The 16,281-nt window shown below is 64.4% G+C and carries 15 protein-coding genes; 6 read left to right on the top strand and 9 right to left on the bottom strand.

Translation table 11 applies throughout. The features are described from left to right. The first annotated feature begins 95 nt into the window (after positions 1-95). Entirely contained in the window at positions 96-1,322 is a 1,227-nt protein-coding gene (locus tag FDW84_RS02535) for a sensor histidine kinase (RefSeq protein WP_138606244.1), read from the top strand. 142 nt (positions 1,323-1,464) lie between these two features. Here FDW84_RS02535 and FDW84_RS02530 read toward each other — a convergent pair whose 3' ends face one another. Then, positions 1,465-1,872, bottom strand: a complete 408-nt coding sequence (locus tag FDW84_RS02530; protein ID WP_171046618.1) for an Hpt domain-containing protein — start codon at positions 1,870-1,872, stop codon at positions 1,465-1,467. Positions 1,873-2,601: 729 nt separating this feature from the next. Here FDW84_RS02530 and FDW84_RS02525 point away from each other — a divergent pair. Together FDW84_RS02525 and FDW84_RS19160 are read left to right on the top strand one after the other, a co-directional pair. After that, positions 2,602-3,789 (top strand): glycosyltransferase family 2 protein, encoded by a 1,188-nt coding sequence (locus FDW84_RS02525; protein ID WP_171046616.1) that lies wholly within the window; start codon positions 2,602-2,604, stop codon positions 3,787-3,789. Between the two features lie 11 nt (positions 3,790-3,800). After that, positions 3,801-3,947: a hypothetical protein gene (locus FDW84_RS19160; RefSeq protein WP_171046615.1), complete on the top strand. Its 147-nt coding sequence runs from the start codon at positions 3,801-3,803 to the stop codon at positions 3,945-3,947. A 12-nt stretch (positions 3,948-3,959) separates the two neighbouring features. Here the strand turns inward: FDW84_RS19160 and FDW84_RS02520 are convergent, their stop codons facing one another. The 4 genes from FDW84_RS02520 to FDW84_RS19155 form a co-directional block, all read right to left on the bottom strand. Beyond that, positions 3,960-5,171 (bottom strand): glycosyl hydrolase, encoded by a 1,212-nt coding sequence (locus tag FDW84_RS02520; protein WP_138606238.1) that lies wholly within the window; start codon positions 5,169-5,171, stop codon positions 3,960-3,962. Positions 5,172-5,405: 234 nt separating this feature from the next. After that, the gene (locus tag FDW84_RS02515) at positions 5,406-6,656 is read right to left on the bottom strand and encodes an RNA polymerase sigma factor (protein ID WP_138606236.1); all 1,251 of its coding nucleotides are present in this window, start codon (positions 6,654-6,656) and stop codon (positions 5,406-5,408) included. A gap of 4 nt (positions 6,657-6,660) precedes the next feature. Beyond that, positions 6,661-7,086 (bottom strand): YciI family protein, encoded by a 426-nt coding sequence (locus FDW84_RS02510; RefSeq protein WP_138606234.1) that lies wholly within the window; start codon positions 7,084-7,086, stop codon positions 6,661-6,663. A gap of 173 nt (positions 7,087-7,259) precedes the next feature. Further along, positions 7,260-7,397: a hypothetical protein gene (locus FDW84_RS19155; RefSeq protein ID WP_171046614.1), complete on the bottom strand. Its 138-nt coding sequence runs from the start codon at positions 7,395-7,397 to the stop codon at positions 7,260-7,262. A gap of 215 nt (positions 7,398-7,612) precedes the next feature. On the opposite strand from FDW84_RS19155, the gene FDW84_RS02505 reads away from it, so the two are divergent. From FDW84_RS02505 to FDW84_RS02495, 3 genes are all read left to right on the top strand, one after another. Continuing rightward, positions 7,613-8,458: an alpha/beta fold hydrolase gene (locus FDW84_RS02505; protein ID WP_138606232.1), complete on the top strand. Its 846-nt coding sequence runs from the start codon at positions 7,613-7,615 to the stop codon at positions 8,456-8,458. A gap of 234 nt (positions 8,459-8,692) precedes the next feature. Beyond that, a complete protein-coding gene (gene ppsA / locus FDW84_RS02500; RefSeq protein ID WP_138606230.1) occupies positions 8,693-11,107 on the top strand; it encodes a phosphoenolpyruvate synthase in 2,415 nt (804 codons plus the stop codon). Then, positions 11,108-11,956: a pyruvate, water dikinase regulatory protein gene (locus FDW84_RS02495; RefSeq protein ID WP_138606228.1), complete on the top strand. Its 849-nt coding sequence runs from the start codon at positions 11,108-11,110 to the stop codon at positions 11,954-11,956. Positions 11,957-11,965: 9 nt separating this feature from the next. On the opposite strand, the gene FDW84_RS02490 is transcribed toward FDW84_RS02495, so the two are convergent. The 4 genes from FDW84_RS02490 to FDW84_RS02475 are packed head-to-tail and all read right to left on the bottom strand — an operon-like array spanning position 11,966 to position 16,281. After that, entirely contained in the window at positions 11,966-12,955 is a 990-nt protein-coding gene (locus FDW84_RS02490; protein ID WP_138606226.1) for a 3-hydroxyacyl-CoA dehydrogenase family protein, read from the bottom strand. A gap of 2 nt (positions 12,956-12,957) precedes the next feature. Then, the gene (locus FDW84_RS02485) at positions 12,958-13,452 is read right to left on the bottom strand and encodes a ribose-5-phosphate isomerase (protein ID WP_138606224.1); all 495 of its coding nucleotides are present in this window, start codon (positions 13,450-13,452) and stop codon (positions 12,958-12,960) included. Beyond that, on the bottom strand, positions 13,449-15,227 hold the full coding sequence (locus FDW84_RS02480) for a dihydroxyacetone kinase family protein (RefSeq protein ID WP_138606222.1): 1,779 nt from the start codon (positions 15,225-15,227) through the stop codon (positions 13,449-13,451). The genes FDW84_RS02485 and FDW84_RS02480 overlap by 4 nt, the downstream gene beginning before the upstream one ends. A gap of 52 nt (positions 15,228-15,279) precedes the next feature. Continuing rightward, positions 15,280-16,281, bottom strand: a complete 1,002-nt coding sequence (locus tag FDW84_RS02475; protein WP_138606220.1) for a sugar phosphate isomerase/epimerase family protein — start codon at positions 16,279-16,281, stop codon at positions 15,280-15,282.

Genomic DNA, 16,281 nt, shown 5'->3' with positions numbered 1-16,281 from the left:
GTTGATCCTGAGCTGGCCCGGCACGGCCGCTACGTACTGGAAGTGCGGGCGGGTATGCTTCGCGGGGGGGCGGATAGTGGACTGGGGGTTTTCTAATGGCAGGTGCAGCTGGACGGCTGGCTTTCAGCAATGACATCGATCGCGACCTTGAGTTGCTGGAGTACGGGCTGGACCCATCCCTGGATTCACCGTTGTTGCCCAACGCGGCAGTGATGAATGGGCTGCAGAACCTGGTGCGGCTGGCGACCCAGTTGTCCGACGCACCGTTTGGCGTGGTGAACATCATCAGTGCCGGGCACCAGCATCAGATCGGGGCGTGGGGCGTGGACCCCGGAGTGTGCTCCCGCGAGGATTCGATGTGCGCCAAAGTCTTCCTGTCCCGTGAGAAGACCGTAGTTCCGGACGCTTCCCGCGATCCCCGTTTTGCGGACAGTCCTTTTGTCACCGGTGAGATCGGCAGAGTCCGTTTCTACGCCTCAATTCCCTTGGAGACGGAATCCGGATTCGTGCCGGGCACGTTGTGTGTCTTCTCGGAAGCTGCCCATGAGCTGAGCCCGGGGCAGGTGGACATGTTGGAAGTCCTCGCCAAACAGGTAGTGGAGCTGTTGGAGCTGCAGCACCGGACGGCCCAGCTGGACCGGGCCTATGCCGAGCTGACGGAAAGCAACGCCCGGCTCGCTGGGTTCGCCGGCCGAGTCAGTCATGACCTGCGGACTCCGTTGACCACAATGCTGGGCTATCTGGAGATGCTGCAGGACGACCCCAACATCCAGGCTGTCCCCGGTGCCGCCGATGACCTGGACAAGATCGACGCGTGCGGGCGGCGCATGCTCGGGATGCTCGAAGACGTTTTGAGCTACTCCCGTGTCGGTGGCGGCATCCAGCCGGAGTACGTGTCTCTCCGGACTGCTGTCGATGAGGCGATGTGGGACCTGGGCATCAACGAAGAGAACATGGTGGAGGTGCAGGACCTGCGTGTTTACGCGGACAAGGGCCAGCTGCGGACCTTGCTGCAGAATCTGCTGTCCAATGCGATGAACTACCGCAGCCCTAACCGCGACCTTCGAATCCGTATCAGCGGAGCCTCCAACTATCACGGCGCTTCTGTTTTTGTAGCGGACAACGGCAAGGGTATTGCAGCCGAAGACCGGGCAAAAGTACTGGAACCCCTCGTTCGGCTTCACCGTGAAGGCGACGGCGCCGGCACAGGCCTGGGCCTTGCCACATGCAGCAGCATTGCCAAGGCCCACGGCGGGGAGCTCACGCTTTCAGAAACTCCTGGCGGGGGAACCACGGTCGCGGTCAGCTTCCCCGCGGACTGACCGCCGAGCTTCCTGATGATGTAGGCGGTGAGCTGCAAGGATGGAGCTTTCGTCCTGGTTAGAAGTCTCTGACCGGGGTGCCGGTTTCGGTTAGCGAGGCCACAGGGCAATGTCGGGCGAGAAGCCTGCCAGCACACGGAGGTCAGCTTGCTGTGTCTTCTACTTGCAGCAGGTCTTGCCGGGCGTGTTCATACACCTGGTCCCGGCCCTCGAACAAGTCGAGCACGCTGGCGCTCAGGGTTGCTGCCTCGTGGTTGGCAGCGTCGAAGTTTCCCGCCCGGACCAGCGCTTCAAGGGCGCGGCATTCAGCCTCAATAGCATGTGTCCCGGCCATGGCGGAAGTGATCTTGAGGCTCCTGAGGGCGTCCATTGAGGCTTCGCTGTCGCTCCCGCGCAGCCCATGCAGGATTCGCTGAAGCCTGCGTGGCAGCATATTCAGATACTCAATTAGGAACTGCAGGGCGATGTCAGGACTGTCCGTTTCATCGGTCAGTTCCCTAATGCTTTGAAGCTCGATCACAGTGGTTGGGGCTGCCTTGGATAGGGGCATTGTTCCCAAAGCTGTTGGCTTTTCCCGTTCTCTGGGAGCACCCGGTGTCATGAGGGGCAGCACGGACCTTTCCTGCAGGTGAACGGTGCTTCCGCTGAGCGAGCACGGGGAGCTTCCGGACTGGTGGTTTCGAGCTGATGCCCTGGACCTGTTTATTCAATGGCTGCCAGAACCGAGTTGGACTAGCGGGTTAGTCAACGGCTCTTCCTGGCAGATATACATACTGCAGAGCGTCACTCAAGAAGTGCCACAAATACCCGCAAGAGTTCCTCAAAATGAGCAGCACCTGACACTCCGGGACGGATGCAAACCCGGTGGCGTTATTTGGCTGAACTCCGCTGGCGGCATAAACGGTTCCTATCTCTTTGGCGGCGCAGGCAAAGAGGGCAAATGCCCTTATGCGAATTTGGCCCCCGCCGATTACGTACACCATGGCAACCTCACCCGGACAGGTAACGATGCTGGTCAGCGCCTTCTCGCCACAACAACAAGGCAGCTTTCCTGCCTGAACCAATTCGCCGAGAACCTACAAATTAGTGAGAACCGTCACGCGCCAATGCGTGTTTGATTGATTTTTTTATTCAGCTCAATAAATGATCAAGGGCCGTTGATCAGGAATTGCGGTGATTGACTGAACCTTGATGCCGCCAAGGGGCGAATTCTGAGACAAGGGTTATTAGCTGGATTTCGAAGGCCCGCTGGGCTTTCGAAATCCAGAAGGAGGCTCCCGTGTCCGTTGCTTTGCCCTCGGCGGTTGAAGAGAAGGTCCGCCACGGCGCCCCTGCCGACTGCGGCAAACTGACGTATTCGGCCGCAGGACCGGCGGGGGGCCCTGACTGCGCGAGCCTGCGTGTGGTGGTGCTGGTTCCGGCTTATAACGAGGCCGCCTCGATAGGGGCGACACTGGATGGGCTGATGCACCAGAGCCGGCCCGCGGACCTGGTCGTCGTTGTTCCCAATGGCTGCACGGACTCAACGGCTGCGGTTGCCCGCGCATATCCGGTGACGGTGATGGAGCTGCCCCGTCTGGAACACCGCAAGTCCGAGGCGCTGAACCGTGCATGGGCGGCATACGCCCATGACGCGGACGTAGTGGTATGCCTTGATGCGGACACCGTGCTGCCGCCCAATGCGCTGGCAGCATGGGAAAGCGAATTCAGTGGCGAAGCGGGCGCGCTTCTGGGGGGCTCGTCGTCGAAGTTCACCATGCAGGACCCCGGGCTGCTGAGCCGGCTTCAAAAAGCTGAGTTCGCTACCTGGACGGACACTGCGCTGCGCCGGGGAAGGACGAGCGTGCTGGCCGGGACTGGCTGCGCCATCAACAACGCCGTTCTCCGCCAAGTGGCTGCACGGGACGACAGGGAAGGCCCGTGGGTTTACACCTCCCAGGTTGAAGACTTCGAACTGACGTACCGGATCCGGGAACTCGGCTTCATCTGCCAGGTCTCGCCCGACGTGCGTGCCTACACCGATTCGATGAAAACACTCAAGGCCCTCTGGGGACAGCGGATGAAATGGCAGGTTGGCACCGTGGAGGACCTGCTGGACCTGGGGGTGAACCGGCTGACACTCCGGGACTGGGCCCAGCAGGCGATGGGCCTGCTCGGTGTCTTCCTGAAGCTGCTGTGGATCGGCGTCATGATCCTCTCCGTGTCCCTGGGAGTGTTCCATGTCGTCCTGTTCTGGTGGCTGGTGCCAATTCTGTTCGTCGCGCTGGACATCAAGCGCGCGCTGCGGATACCCCACCGCGACTGGAAGGACATCGTCATTGCCGCCTCCTTCTTCCCGCAGGAACTGTTCATGTGGCTTCGCTCCGGGTGGTTCATGGCCTCCTGGTGCGCAGTCCTGACCACCAAGATCACCCGGCGGCGGATCGACCGCTGGGAAGCCCAATACACAGCAGAGGAAATCAACTAACGATGTATGGAATGAACACCACCCTCCCCGCTTCCGGCGCCGCCCTGGCCTACACCGGGCTGAACGTTGGTGCAGGGCTATTGACCGCGCTGGGCATCATGCTGATCGGCGCGGCCCTGATCGCCCTGGTCCGCCGCAACCCGGCAGCCCGGCCGTAACCGCCTGACGGTCTATGACGCCCGGCGTGCCGCCAAAGCAGATTTGAAGGCGGCCGCCGAGGCGTCACTGCTGTTGATGCGCCAGTCTGCTTCCTTTCGAATGTGGAACCAGACGAAACCGACCACGTCCGGTTGCGCCGCCAGGTAGGAGACCAGATCGCTGTTCCAGGCAGCCTTGGAGCCGCCCAGCTCACTGGAAGACGTTTCGGCGATGAGGATCGGAAGCCCCGGGGCCAACGACCGCAGTTCGGCGATTCCCGGTGCGAAGAGATCCTGCGGCGAAATCCACCCGCTCCACGAAGCGGACGTGCCCCAGTTGTACCCGTCAAGCGCCACAACATCGACGTAACCGGCCCCCGGGTACAGCCCGGCCAGGTCGGTGGATCCCCAATAGGGAACGTTCGGGCTCCACACCCACGACACGTTGGACGCCCCGGCGGCGGCCACAACGTCATGCACGTGCCGCCACGCCTGCACGTAGTCGCCGGCACCATTGCCGTTGACCCCCTCAGCCCAGGGGTACCAGTCGCCGTTCATCTCATGCGCGAACCGCAGCTGGACCGGATAACCCCAGGCAGCCAGCGCCTGTCCCCACCGGCTGAGGTGGGCGTCGAAGTCCCCGGCAGCTATGCGGTCCAGCGCATAAACGGGCTGGTCCACCCCTCCTCCCCAGGCCCACGGCTCCCAGGTCACCAGCGGAACAGCACCGCGCGCCCGCGCAGCATTCATTTCAGCAATCGGGGGCACCTGCAGGAAATCCTTGTAAAACAAAACACTGGACGGGCTCTCACCCGCCAGCCGTGAGACCTCGTCCAGTTCCCCGGCTGCCAAGGGCCCACCCGGAACCCCAACCCCGAACCGCAAGGCGGCCGTGCTGACCGGCGGCAGCTCTGGAGCGGCCTGCATCACGGTGAACACCGAAGAGGCTTTGACGGATGAGGTTTTGGCCGTGACGGTGACAGTCCCGGCAGCGGACGACGGGATGGTGATCGAGGTGCTGAACGCCCCAGTCGCCGTGGTCCGGAAAGTGAAGGCCGTCGGGCCAGCAGCGACAGTTCCGGACACGGAGGCCTTGAAACCGGTGCCGCTCACCGTCACTGCAGATCCGGCGGGTCCGCTGGCCGGGCTGAGGGAGATACTCGCGGCCGGTGCTGCCAGTACTGGCTGCAGTCCAGCGAATATCAGTCCGAGAGCGACGGTCATGGTGACAGTAAGGAGCTTCATCAGTTTGAACACGGCGATCGGTCCCCGCAATCGTCAAAGGCTGCCCCAGCAGCCGCCCGTTCAGCGCCGGTCGGCACTGTCCTGATCCTAAAGACCACGAAGGGAACAAAGTCTCAAGATGGGCTCAAGTTTTTTTGCCGCGTGGCGGCCCTGGCAACGCCTGCCTGCCCGCTCCACCGTTCGGCGGGACACTGCGTGAGCGATTGCGGGCTTTTCCCGTCCCGTCGGAAAGTCTCAGAGTGTGGCTGCTTTGGCGAGGAGGACGGCTTTTTGTTGTTCGTTGGTGGTTAGAGCGGCTGCCTGCTGCAGATCTTTCTTAGCTTCGGCGGTTCTTCCGAGCTTGGAGAGCAGTTCACCGCGGATGCTGGGCAGCAGGTGTGAGCGGCGGAGGGCGCCCCCGGCGACGAGGCGGTCCACGATTTTCAGGGCGGCGGCGGGTCCGGTGGCCATGGAGACCGCTACGGCGTGGTTGAGTTCGACGATGGGGTTGGGTGCGAGGCGTCCGAGGGCCTCGTAGAGCAGGACAATTTTGTGCCAGTCGGTATCTTCGAAACTGGGGGCGGTGGCATGGCATTGGGCGATGGCAGCCTGCAGGGTGTAGTTTCCCCGTCCGCGGCCCAGGGCGTCGGTACGTGCCAGTGCCGTCAGGCCACGGCCGATTTGTGTCCTGTCCCAGCGTGATCTATCCTGGTCGGCGAGCAGGACCGGGCTGCCGTCGTGGTTCACGCGCGCTGGGAACCGGGATGCCTGGAATTCCATGAGTGCGACGAGTCCATGGACTTCGGGCTCCCGGGGGAGCAGGCCGGCGAGCACCCGGGCCAGGCGCAGGGCTTCGTTGGCGATGTCTGTGCGGATCCACCGTTCTCCGGTTGTGGCGGCGTAGCCTTCGGTGAAGATGAGGTACAGCACCGCCAGTACCGCGTTCAGCCGCCCGTTCCACTCGTTTGGTTCGGGGGGTTCGAAGGGTACGCGGGCGGCCGAGAGAGTCTTCTTTGCCCGGACGATGCGCTGCTGGACGGTGGCGACGGGAACGAGCAGCATGCGTGCGATTTCCTCGCTGGTCAGGCCACCGACGGTTCGCAGCGTCAACGCGACCTGGCCCTCGCGCGAGAGCACGGGGTGGCAGGCGGTGAAGATGAGCCGAAGCACGTCGTCGGGGATCGGCTGCCACTGGTCCTCGGTCATTTCCGTGAGGTCGTGGGCCATCGCGCGGTAGCGTTCGTCGAGCCGCTCGCGGCGGCGCCAGGCGTCGATGGCCTTGCGTTTCGCCACGGCCGTGAGCCAGGCGCCCGGATTATTCGGGACGCCTGACTCGGGCCATTGCGTGAGGGCATCGATCAGGGCTTCCTGGGCGAGATCTTCCGCCAAACCCACGTCGCCGGTCACTTTGGCAAGCGTTGCGATGATCCGCGCGCTTTCGATCCGCCACACGGCGTCCAGGGTTCGCTGGATCGCCGGCACGGCGGCGAGGTGCTTGTCAACCATATCGCTAGGGCTGGTTGAGTTCCTCGCGCCAGCCGGCTTCCTTTTGGAGGAACTCGTTGTCGGCGAAGTCTTCAAAGTCACTCATATCGGTCACGCGGCGGACTTCGAGTTTGCTTCCCGGGCCCAGGGGGCAGCGGCTTGCCCACTGGACCGCTTCTTCCTTGCTGGCGGTCTGGATGATCCAGAACCCGTTGAACAGTTCATGGGTTTCCCCGTACGGGCCGTCGGTAACGATGGGCTCCTCCGCGGAAAAGTCGACAACGAACGCGTCGCTCATGTCATCGGCGAGCCCCTCACCGGCCAGCAGCACCCCGGCCTTCATGAGCGATTCGTTATAGGCGCCCATGGCATTGATGATCTGTTCGATGTCCGCAGCTTCGTAGGCCTTCTTGGCCTCTGCCGTAGCGCGCATAATCAGCATGAACTTCACGGTTCTTCTCCTTTTGATGAGAACGCCTAATGCGTCCTTCTACTATGGCGTCGAACGGGCAAGCACCGGATCGACAACGACTACAAAAAAATAAATATTTTCGGACACAACTGCCGCGAGCTCCGGCGCCCATTTTTGGAGCGCTGGCCTCAAGGCGGATCGGCTTGTCTGTCTTAGCCGTTGGGCGCCTCTGCAGGGGCCTCGTGGTCGGACCGGTCGTACTCGTACCTAACGCGATCGCGGTGGACGCGCTTTGGAGCACCGACCACATTGGCGGGTACAGGAGGATCCTTCTCATCATCAGAACTCATGAGGCTCATCCTAGGGGCAACGAAGGGTTGGGGTAGTTGTAAACCCAGCCCATCTTTTCGGGCCATGACATGTAAAGGTTCTTCGGCGCTCCATCCCATGTAATGGGCTGAATCGGCGTCGCCTTCAAGGTCATAGTGGGAGGATCCCTAGGATTCTCTATTTCCCGTGGATAGTCTGGGAGAGGACGCCACCCTACGCGAGGGCCAGTGAGAACGTGATTAAAGCAGTTGCTGCGGTGATCGGCCGCCGGAACAATGTCACCATACTCGGCCGGGATGGTGGGCCTGTGATGATGTTTGCCCACGGTTTTGGCTGCGATCAGGCCATGTGGCGGAAGCTGCTGCCATATTTTGTTGATGATTACCGGCTGGTGCTTTTTGATCATGTTGGTGCGGGACACTCCGACATCAGCGCCTATGACTGGGAGAAATACGGGTCCCTGGATGGGTACGCGTCGGACCTGCTGGAAATTTGCGCAGCCCTTGAACTTGAGGACGTCATCCTTGTTGGCCACAGCGTCAGCACAATGATCGCCGTGATCGCCGCAGTGCAGGACCCCAACCGTTTCTCCCACCTTGTCCTGCTTGCTCCTTCACCCCGTCATACCGATGACCCGTACGACGGCTACGTGGGCGGGTTTTCGCGGGAAGACATCGAGGGTCTGCTGGCAGCCCTGGACAGTAACTATTTCGCCTGGGCCGCGGCCCTGGCGCCCTTGGTCATGGGCAACCCGCAGGAGCCGGAACTGGCGGAGGACCTGCGTCTTAGCTTCTGCCGGACAAATCCGTCCATCGCACGGCACTTCGCTGGGGTGACTTTCTTTTCCGACACCCGCCCTGAACTGGAAAAGTTGCGCACCAAGTGCCTGATTCTGCAGTGCTCCGACGATCGGCTTGCTCCGCCTGAGGTGGGCGCCTACCTGCACCAGAATCTGGAACACAGCACCCTGGTGCAGTTGCAGGCCACCGGGCACTGCCCCCACGTCAGCGCTCCGGAGGAAACGGCCCGGGCGATTTTGCACTACCTCGACACCCGCGGCACACCCCATCTCGGCAAATAAGCCCGATGTTCTGGAACAGGCTTTAAGCCCAACCGGACAGTACCTGCGCTACGCCAAAATGGGAGGGTTTCGCGCCCCTCGCTCTCCTTGGGCACCACCAAAGTGACTTTTCATTACTCGAACCAAATGTGTCCCGCATCACATCCGGTTGCTTCCGTGCGGCTCTTCCGACAACCCTTGCATCACCTCATTTTTAGCGCTTGTCGGCGCGTGCCCAACGAAGGAGCACCACCTATGACTGACGTTCTTTGGTTTTCTGACCTTGGCCTGTCCGATCTCGACCAAGTCGGCGGCAAGAACGCCTCGCTCGGAGAGATGGTCCGGAACCTTGCCTCGGCAGGGGTCAAGGTTCCGGACGGTTTCGCTACCACGGTTGACGCCTACCGGCGTTTCCTGGCCGAATCCGGGCTGGACAGCCGGATCGAGGACATCCTGGAGGGCCTGGACAGCGGCGATGTGGCCGCGTTGACCCTGGCCGGAAAGCAGATCCGCGACCTAATCCGCAGCACCCCTTTCGCTCCTGGTTTCGAGGAGCAGATCCGTGCCGCCTACCACCGGCTGACGGGCAAGCACGGAGGAGACGTGTCCTGGGCGGTGCGCTCCAGCGCCACGGCGGAGGACCTGCCCGATGCTTCCTTCGCCGGGCAGCAGGAGACCTTCCTAAACATCCGGGGCGTGGACAACGTCCTGTTCGCCATCAAGGACGTCTTCGCCTCGCTCTACAACGACCGCGCCATTGCGTACCGCGTACACCACGGGTTCATCCACTCGGAAGTGGCACTCTCGGCGGGCGTGCAGCGCATGGTCCGCTCCGACGTCGGCGCATCCGGCGTGATGTTCACCATGGACACCGAGACGGGCTTCACCGACGCGGTCTTCATCACCTCCTCCTACGGCCTCGGTGAGGCCGTCGTCCAGGGCGCCGTGAACCCTGACGAGTTCTACGTGCACAAGCCGGCGCTCGCAGCCGGCCGGCCGGCCGTGCTCAAGCGCGGCCTGGGCGAAAAGGCCGTCCAGATGATCTACACGGAGTCCGAGGAGTTCGGAAAGACCGTGGACTTCGTGCCCGTACAGCCGGACCAGCGCCGCCGCTTCAGCCTCACGGATGAAGAGGTGGAGCAGTTGGCCCGGCACGCGCTCGCCATCGAGGCGCACTACGGCCGCCCGATGGACATCGAGTGGGGCAAGGACGGGGTGGACGGGGAGCTGTACATCCTCCAGGCCCGGCCCGAGACCGTCGAATCCCGCAAGGCCTCCGGCACCATCTCCCGCTACACCCTCACCGAACACTCCGCTGTCCTGGCCGAGGGCCGGGCCATCGGCCAGCGCATCGGCGCCGGCCAGGTGCGGGTGCTCACCTCCATCGACCAGATGGCCTCCTTTCAGACGGGTGACGTCCTGGTGGCGAACATGACCGACCCCGACTGGGAACCGATCATGAAGAAGGCTGCCGCGATCGTCACGGACCGCGGCGGGCGCACCTGCCACGCAGCCATCATTGCGCGCGAACTTGGTATCCCGGCCGTCGTCGGTACCGGCAACGCCTCCCGGGTCCTGGCCGACGGCGCACCCGTCACCGTCTCCTGCGCCGAGGGTGAGGCCGGCTTCGTCTACGAAGGACTGCTCGACTACACGCTGCAGGAAACCAGCCTGGACACCATGCCGCCGGCGCCGGTCAAGATCATGATGAACGTCGGCACCCCCGAGCAGGCCTTCAGCTTCGCCAAGCTTCCGAACCACGGCGTCGGCCTGGCCCGGCTCGAATTCATCATCAACCGGCAGATCGGCATCCACCCCAACGCCCTGCTGGCCGTGGCGGGAGAGATCGAGCGGCCGGACTCGCTGTCCGACTACACAATTCGGCAGATCCGGGAAAAGACCGCTGCCTACGACGGCCCGCGGGACTACTACGTCAAGCGCCTCGCGGAGGGCATTTCCACCATCGCCGCGGCGTTCGCGCCGGAACCGGTGATCATCCGGCTCTCGGACTTCAAGTCAAACGAGTACGCCAACCTGGTGGGCGGTCCCGCCTTCGAGCCCTCCGAGGAGAACCCGATGATCGGGTACCGGGGCGCGTCCCGGTACCTCTCGGAATCATTCCGCAAGGCCTTCGAACTCGAGTGCGAAGCCCTGAAATATGTCCGCAACGAGATGGGCCTGACCAACATCAAGATCATGGTTCCGTTCGTCCGCACCCTGGACGAGGCCCGCGGCGTCACCGAGCTCCTTGCTGCCAATGGGCTGAGCCGGGGTGAAAACGGGCTGGAAATCGTGATGATGTGCGAACTGCCCGCCAACGCCCTGCTCGCCGACGAGTTCCTGGAGTACTTCGACGGCTTCTCCATCGGCTCCAACGACCTGACCCAGCTCACCCTGGGACTGGACCGTGACTCGGCCCTGGTGGCCGAAGGGTTCGATGAACGCAACCCCGCCGTCACCAGGCTCCTCGAAATGGCCATCGCCGCCTGCCGCGCCAAGGGCAGGTACGTGGGTATCTGCGGCCAAGGCCCCAGCGACCACCCGGACTTCGCCGAGTGGCTGCTGGAGCAGGGCATCAGCTCCATCTCGCTTAACCCGGACGCCGTCACCGAAACCTGGCTCCGCCTGGCGCGCACAAGCACCCGCTCCAGCAACCGTTCCGCCGTCTGAATGACCGAAAGCCAAAAGAACACCGTGGGGGCGGGAAACCCGTCCGCCCCCACGGTGTTCTTTCTCTCGGACAGCACCGGCATCACGGCCGAAACGCTCGGCAACACGTTGCTCACCCAGTTCCCCGGCCAGCCCCTGGAGCGCCGGACCATCCCGTTCATCACCACCGTGGAGCAGGCCCAGGAGGTGGTGGCGGTCATCAACCAGCTCGCCGCGGCCGGGCCTCGGCCGATCGTCTTTTCGACCGCCGTCAGCCAGGACGTCCGCTCCGTCCTGGCCCGCAGTCGAGGCCACTTTTTCGACCTGATCGGCGCCCACCTCGGCCAGCTGGAAGATGCCTTGGGCTCCTCCGCCAGCGGCCAGCCTGGCCAGGCCCACGGAGTGGGCGACGCCGTCCGCTACCAGTCGCGGATGGCCGCCGTCGAGTATGCCATCGAGCACGACGACGGCCAGTCGCTGCGTGCGCTGGAGCGCGCTGAACTGATCCTCATCGCCCCGTCGCGCTGCGGCAAAACCCCCACCACCATGTACCTGGCGCTGCAGCACGGCATCCTCGCCGCGAATTTCCCCCTGGTGGAGGAAGACTTCGCCAGCCTGTCCCTGCCACAACCCCTGCTGCCCTTCGCCAACAAATGCTTCGGGCTTACGTCCCAGCCTGTCCGGCTCAGCCAGATCCGCCAGGAACGCCGTCCTGGCAGCGCCTACGCATCGCTGAACCAATGCAGCTTCGAGTTGCGCAACGCCGAGGACATGTACCGGGCCAACAATGTGCCCTACGTGAACTCGGCGTCGATGTCGGTTGAGGAAATTTCAGCCACCGTCCTCCAGCGGATGCAGCTGCACCACTAGGAGAGGCTGTCAGGCAAGCGGGGCAGGCCCGAGGTCCTCCAGCAGTTTCTGCATGGCCACGTACGCCCTGTTCCGGTAGGCGATCAGTTCAGGGATGCGCTCCGCCGGGACGTTGAGGAACCCTGCCCCGGTCTTGGTGCCCAGCTTCCCGGCGTCCACCAGGTCGGAAAGGATTTTCGGGGTGGCGAACCGGTCCGGGAAATCCTGTTGCAGTGACTGGTAGCAGAAGCTGTACACGTCCAGGCCGGCCATGTCCGCGATGGCAAAGGGGCCGAAGAACGGCAGCCGGAAGCCGAAGGTGGTTCGGACCAGGGTGTCGACGTCATCCGCCGTAGCAATGCCCTGCTCCACCAGCTGCGCTGCCTCGTGGAACAGGGCGTACTGCAGGCGGTTCAGCACGAAACCGGTGACGTCCTTAACCACGGCGGTTTGCTTGCCGGCCGCATGCACCAGCTCCCGGACAGCGGCCACGGTGGCTGCAGAGGTACCGGCATGCGGGATGATTTCCACGCCCGGGATGAAGGGTGACGGATTGGAGAAGTGCACTCCGAGGAACCGTTCCGGCTGCGCGACCGGCACGGACAACTCCGCGATGGAGATGGTGGACGTGTTGGAGCCGATGATGGCATCCGGCCGCGCTGCCCCGCTGATCCGCGCGAGGGTCTGGTGCTTGATGGCGATGACTTCGGGGACGGCTTCCTCGATGAAGTCCGCGTCCGCCACTGCCTCCTCGATGTCCTTCGCGGCCCACAGGTTCTGCTTCAGGGTTTCCGTGGCGCCGGCAGGAAAGAGGCCGTCCGCCACGAACTGATCGGACTCCCGCAGGAGCCTGTCGTAGTTGTCCTGTGCCACCTCGGCGGACACATCGGACAGTGCCACGCGGGCGCCGCCCAGGGCGAGGACCTGGGCGATTCCGCCGCCCATGTACCCGGAGCCGACAATGGCAATGCGCCTGGCGGTGCCGCCCGGCGTGGTGGTGTTGGTGGCTGGTTCGGTCATGGTCAGACTGCCTTCGGGGATTCGGGCTCATAGGAGCAGATGGCGTCCACCTTGGCGGCGGAGGGGGAGGATTCGTCGAAGCGGTAGCCGAGCCAGTCGCCCACGAGTTTCTTGGCCAGCTCAAGGCCGATGACGCGCTGGCCCATGGTGAGCACCTGCGCGTTGTTGCTCAGCACCGAGCGCTCAACGGAGTAGGCGTCATGGGCGGTGACGGCACGGACGCCCGGCACCTTGTTCGCCGCAATGGCCACGCCCAGTCCTGTTCCGCAGATCAGCAGCGCGCGGTCCGCTTCGCCGCCAGCAACTTTGCGGGCGGCATTTACGGCAACGTGCGGGTAGGCCGTGGGGTCGTCAGCACCGACGCCCACATCCACAACGGATGCGACGCGGCTGTCCGACTCCAGCAGCGCCTTCAACGCTTCCTTGTATTCGACGCCGGCCTCATCGTTGCCGATGACAATGCGCCATCCTGCCGCTGCCTGCTGGTCCGTACTCATGCGTTTGCTCCATCTCCGGCCACCGAGGCCGACCGGGAACCATCAAGGGAAGAATCAAAAGCTCCGAGGCAGTCGGCGACCCTGCCCGCAATGAGGGCGAAGGACACCGCGCCGGGGTCGGGGTGGCCCAGGCTCTTTTCGGCCAGCGGGCGGGCCCTGCCCAGCCGCGGGCGGAGTGAGGCGGTGGAGTCGGCGGCGGCACGCGCGGCTGCCGCCCCGGCGGCCAGGGCGGAAGCAACGGGAGCGCCGCCGTTGAACGCCGACTGGAAGGCGCCGCGGAAGGGCAGCAATGCGTCCACCATTGTTTTGTCCCCGGGGACGGCCTTGCCCAGGGCGGTGACGGCGTCGGTGAAGGCGGTCACGACGACGTCCGCGTCCTGGCGCCGGTAGGAGGCCTTGTTGCCGAAGGTCCTTCCGGCGGCCTGCAGGGCAGAGCCCCACAGCGCCCCGGAAGTTCCGCCGGCGCGTTCGCTCCAAGCTTCTCCAGCGGCGGTGAGGACCCGCTGTACCGATGCGCCGGCGACCGAGACGTCCCGGGCCGCAGCGGCCGCCGCCTCGGCGCCGCGGCGCATGCCGATGCCGTGGTCGCCGTCGCCGGCGATGGCATCAAGCCTGCCCAGTTCCGATTCATGGTCCGCGACGGCGTCCCGCACCTGCGCGAGCAGGGCGGCTGCAAGCCTGCCCAGCTCAGCCGCTGCCACCGTCGTCTCTTCCGTTTCCACGGCCGCAGGGTGCGCTGGCCCGGCCGTTTCCCGCCGTTCCCGTCGCTCCCGCGGAGCCATGCTGCCCTTGCGGTATCCGGGGGTGTCAGCTGGGGCGGACCAGTAGCGCTCCAGATCATCGTCCAGCCAGAGCAGCGTGAGGGACAGCCCGGACATGTCCAGGCTGGTTACCAGTTCGCCGCATTCCGGCTCCACGATGGTCAGCCCGGCGGCCGTGAGGAGCTTTTCGATCTTGCCGTAGAGCAGGAACAGCTCCTCGTACTTGACCCTGCCAAGGCCGTTAAGGATGGCCACCACCCGGTCGCCTGCGTCGTCGGGCTTGTCCTTGAGCAGCCGGGAGACGAGCAGTTCCGCGAGTTCGGAGGCCGTGGGGAAGGGGTGTTCCGAGATCCCGGGTTCGCCGTGGATGCCGAGCCCCAGTGACATCTGCCCGGCGGGCACGTGGAACAGCGGTTCTGCAGCCCCCGGCAGGGTGCAGCCGTCAAAGGCCACGCCGAGGGTACGGGTGCGGTGGTTGGCGCGGAGGGCGAGCTGCTCGACGGCGTCCAGGTCGAGTCCCGCTTCCGCAGCGGCACCGGCGACCTTGAACACTGTCAGGTCGCCGGCAATACCGCGGCGTTTGTCGATCTGGTCGATCGGGGCGCTGGCGATGTCATCCGTGGCCAGGACGGTGCGGGTCTCGATGCCCTCCGCATTGAGCCGCTGCTGCGCCTCGCCGAAGTGGATCACGTCCCCGGCGTAGTTCCCGTAACTCAGCAGCACACCGCCGCCGGCGTTCGCGGCCTTGGCCACGCGGTATACCTGGCCTGCCGACGGCGAGGTGAAGATGTTCCCGCACACCGCGCCTGCGGCCAGGCCCGGCCCCACCAGTCCGGCGAAGGCGGGGTAGTGGCCGGAGCCGCCGCCCACCACCACGGCCACCTGGCCCGTGGGCATCTCGGTGGAGCGGACCACGCCTCCGTCCACGCGGGCCACGTAGGCGCGGTTGGCGGCGACGAAACCGGTCAGCGCCTCGTCCACAAAGTCGGCGGGGTTGTCGTAAATCTGCGTCATGGTTCCCTCAATGAATCCTTGCTGGAAAGGCGGTGCTGCGTGCAGGTAAGGCCTACACCTTGGCGAGGTCCGCCGTCGGCTGCTGCCGCCCCTGTGACACCTGGCTCCCGCCGAGTGCATAGCCGTCCCGCTTGGGAAGGACATGCCGGCGCAGGTATTCCTGGTTGCCGGCTGACACGCTCAGGCCGTCCCCGCCGTAGTGTTCGGTGCAGAGGATGCCCTGGAAGCCGACGGACAGGGCGACCTTGAAGGCCTCGCGGTAGTTGATGAGACCGCTTTCCATCGGAGCCGGCATGGTCACGTACGTTCCGCGGGCAACGTCCTCGTCGCGGTAGTAGTTCTTCATGTGCCAGTAGTTGGCGTAGGGCAGCGTTTTGGCCACCAGCTCCCGCCAGTCCTCAACCGGCCGGTGCAGCCGGACCAGGTTGCCCAGGTCCGGGTTGAGGCCCACGTTCGCCAGCCCGATGTCCTGGACGAGGCGCACGGAGGAGTCCGCTGTGCCGAGGTATGTGTCCTCGTACATCTCGAGCGAGAGCAGGACACCCACCTCGGCCGCGTGCCGGCCCAGTTCCCGGAGGCGGACGACGGCGTTGCCCCAGGTTTCCCTGTCTCCCGCCGGGTCCTTGTGGCCTTCCACCGTCCAGAACCACAGCTGCTGCTGCTGTTCCGGGGTGATGGCTTGGTGGAGTCCGACCGAGACCACCTCGCAGCCCAGTTCCGCGGCGGCGTCGATAGTGCGGTGGCTGTAAGCCAGGTTGGCTTCCCAGTTGCCTTCCTCGATGACGCTGCGCCGGATGGCGGAGATGGCGGGGAGGCCGACGCCCGCGTCCGCCGCTGTCTGCTTGAACTCGGCCAGGCGCTCCCGGCCGAGGTCTCCGGGGCGGACCCAGCTGTCCGTCAGGTCCGCGTTGGCAAACCCGGCGTCCTTCACCTCCCTGAATGCTTCAGCCCAGACGCCCGCATCCGCGTCATTGGCGTTGACTCCTCCGGTGCCGGTAGCAGGGAACGGCAGCATGGCCGCGGCGATGGGCCAGTTGTCCGCTGTGTAGGCCAT

Source organism: Pseudarthrobacter sp. NamE5, assembly GCF_005796225.1.
Classification (GTDB): domain Bacteria; phylum Actinomycetota; class Actinomycetes; order Actinomycetales; family Micrococcaceae; genus Arthrobacter.
Note: the sequence above shows the minus strand (reverse complement) of the source record. Positions and strands in the feature narration are given on the sequence as shown.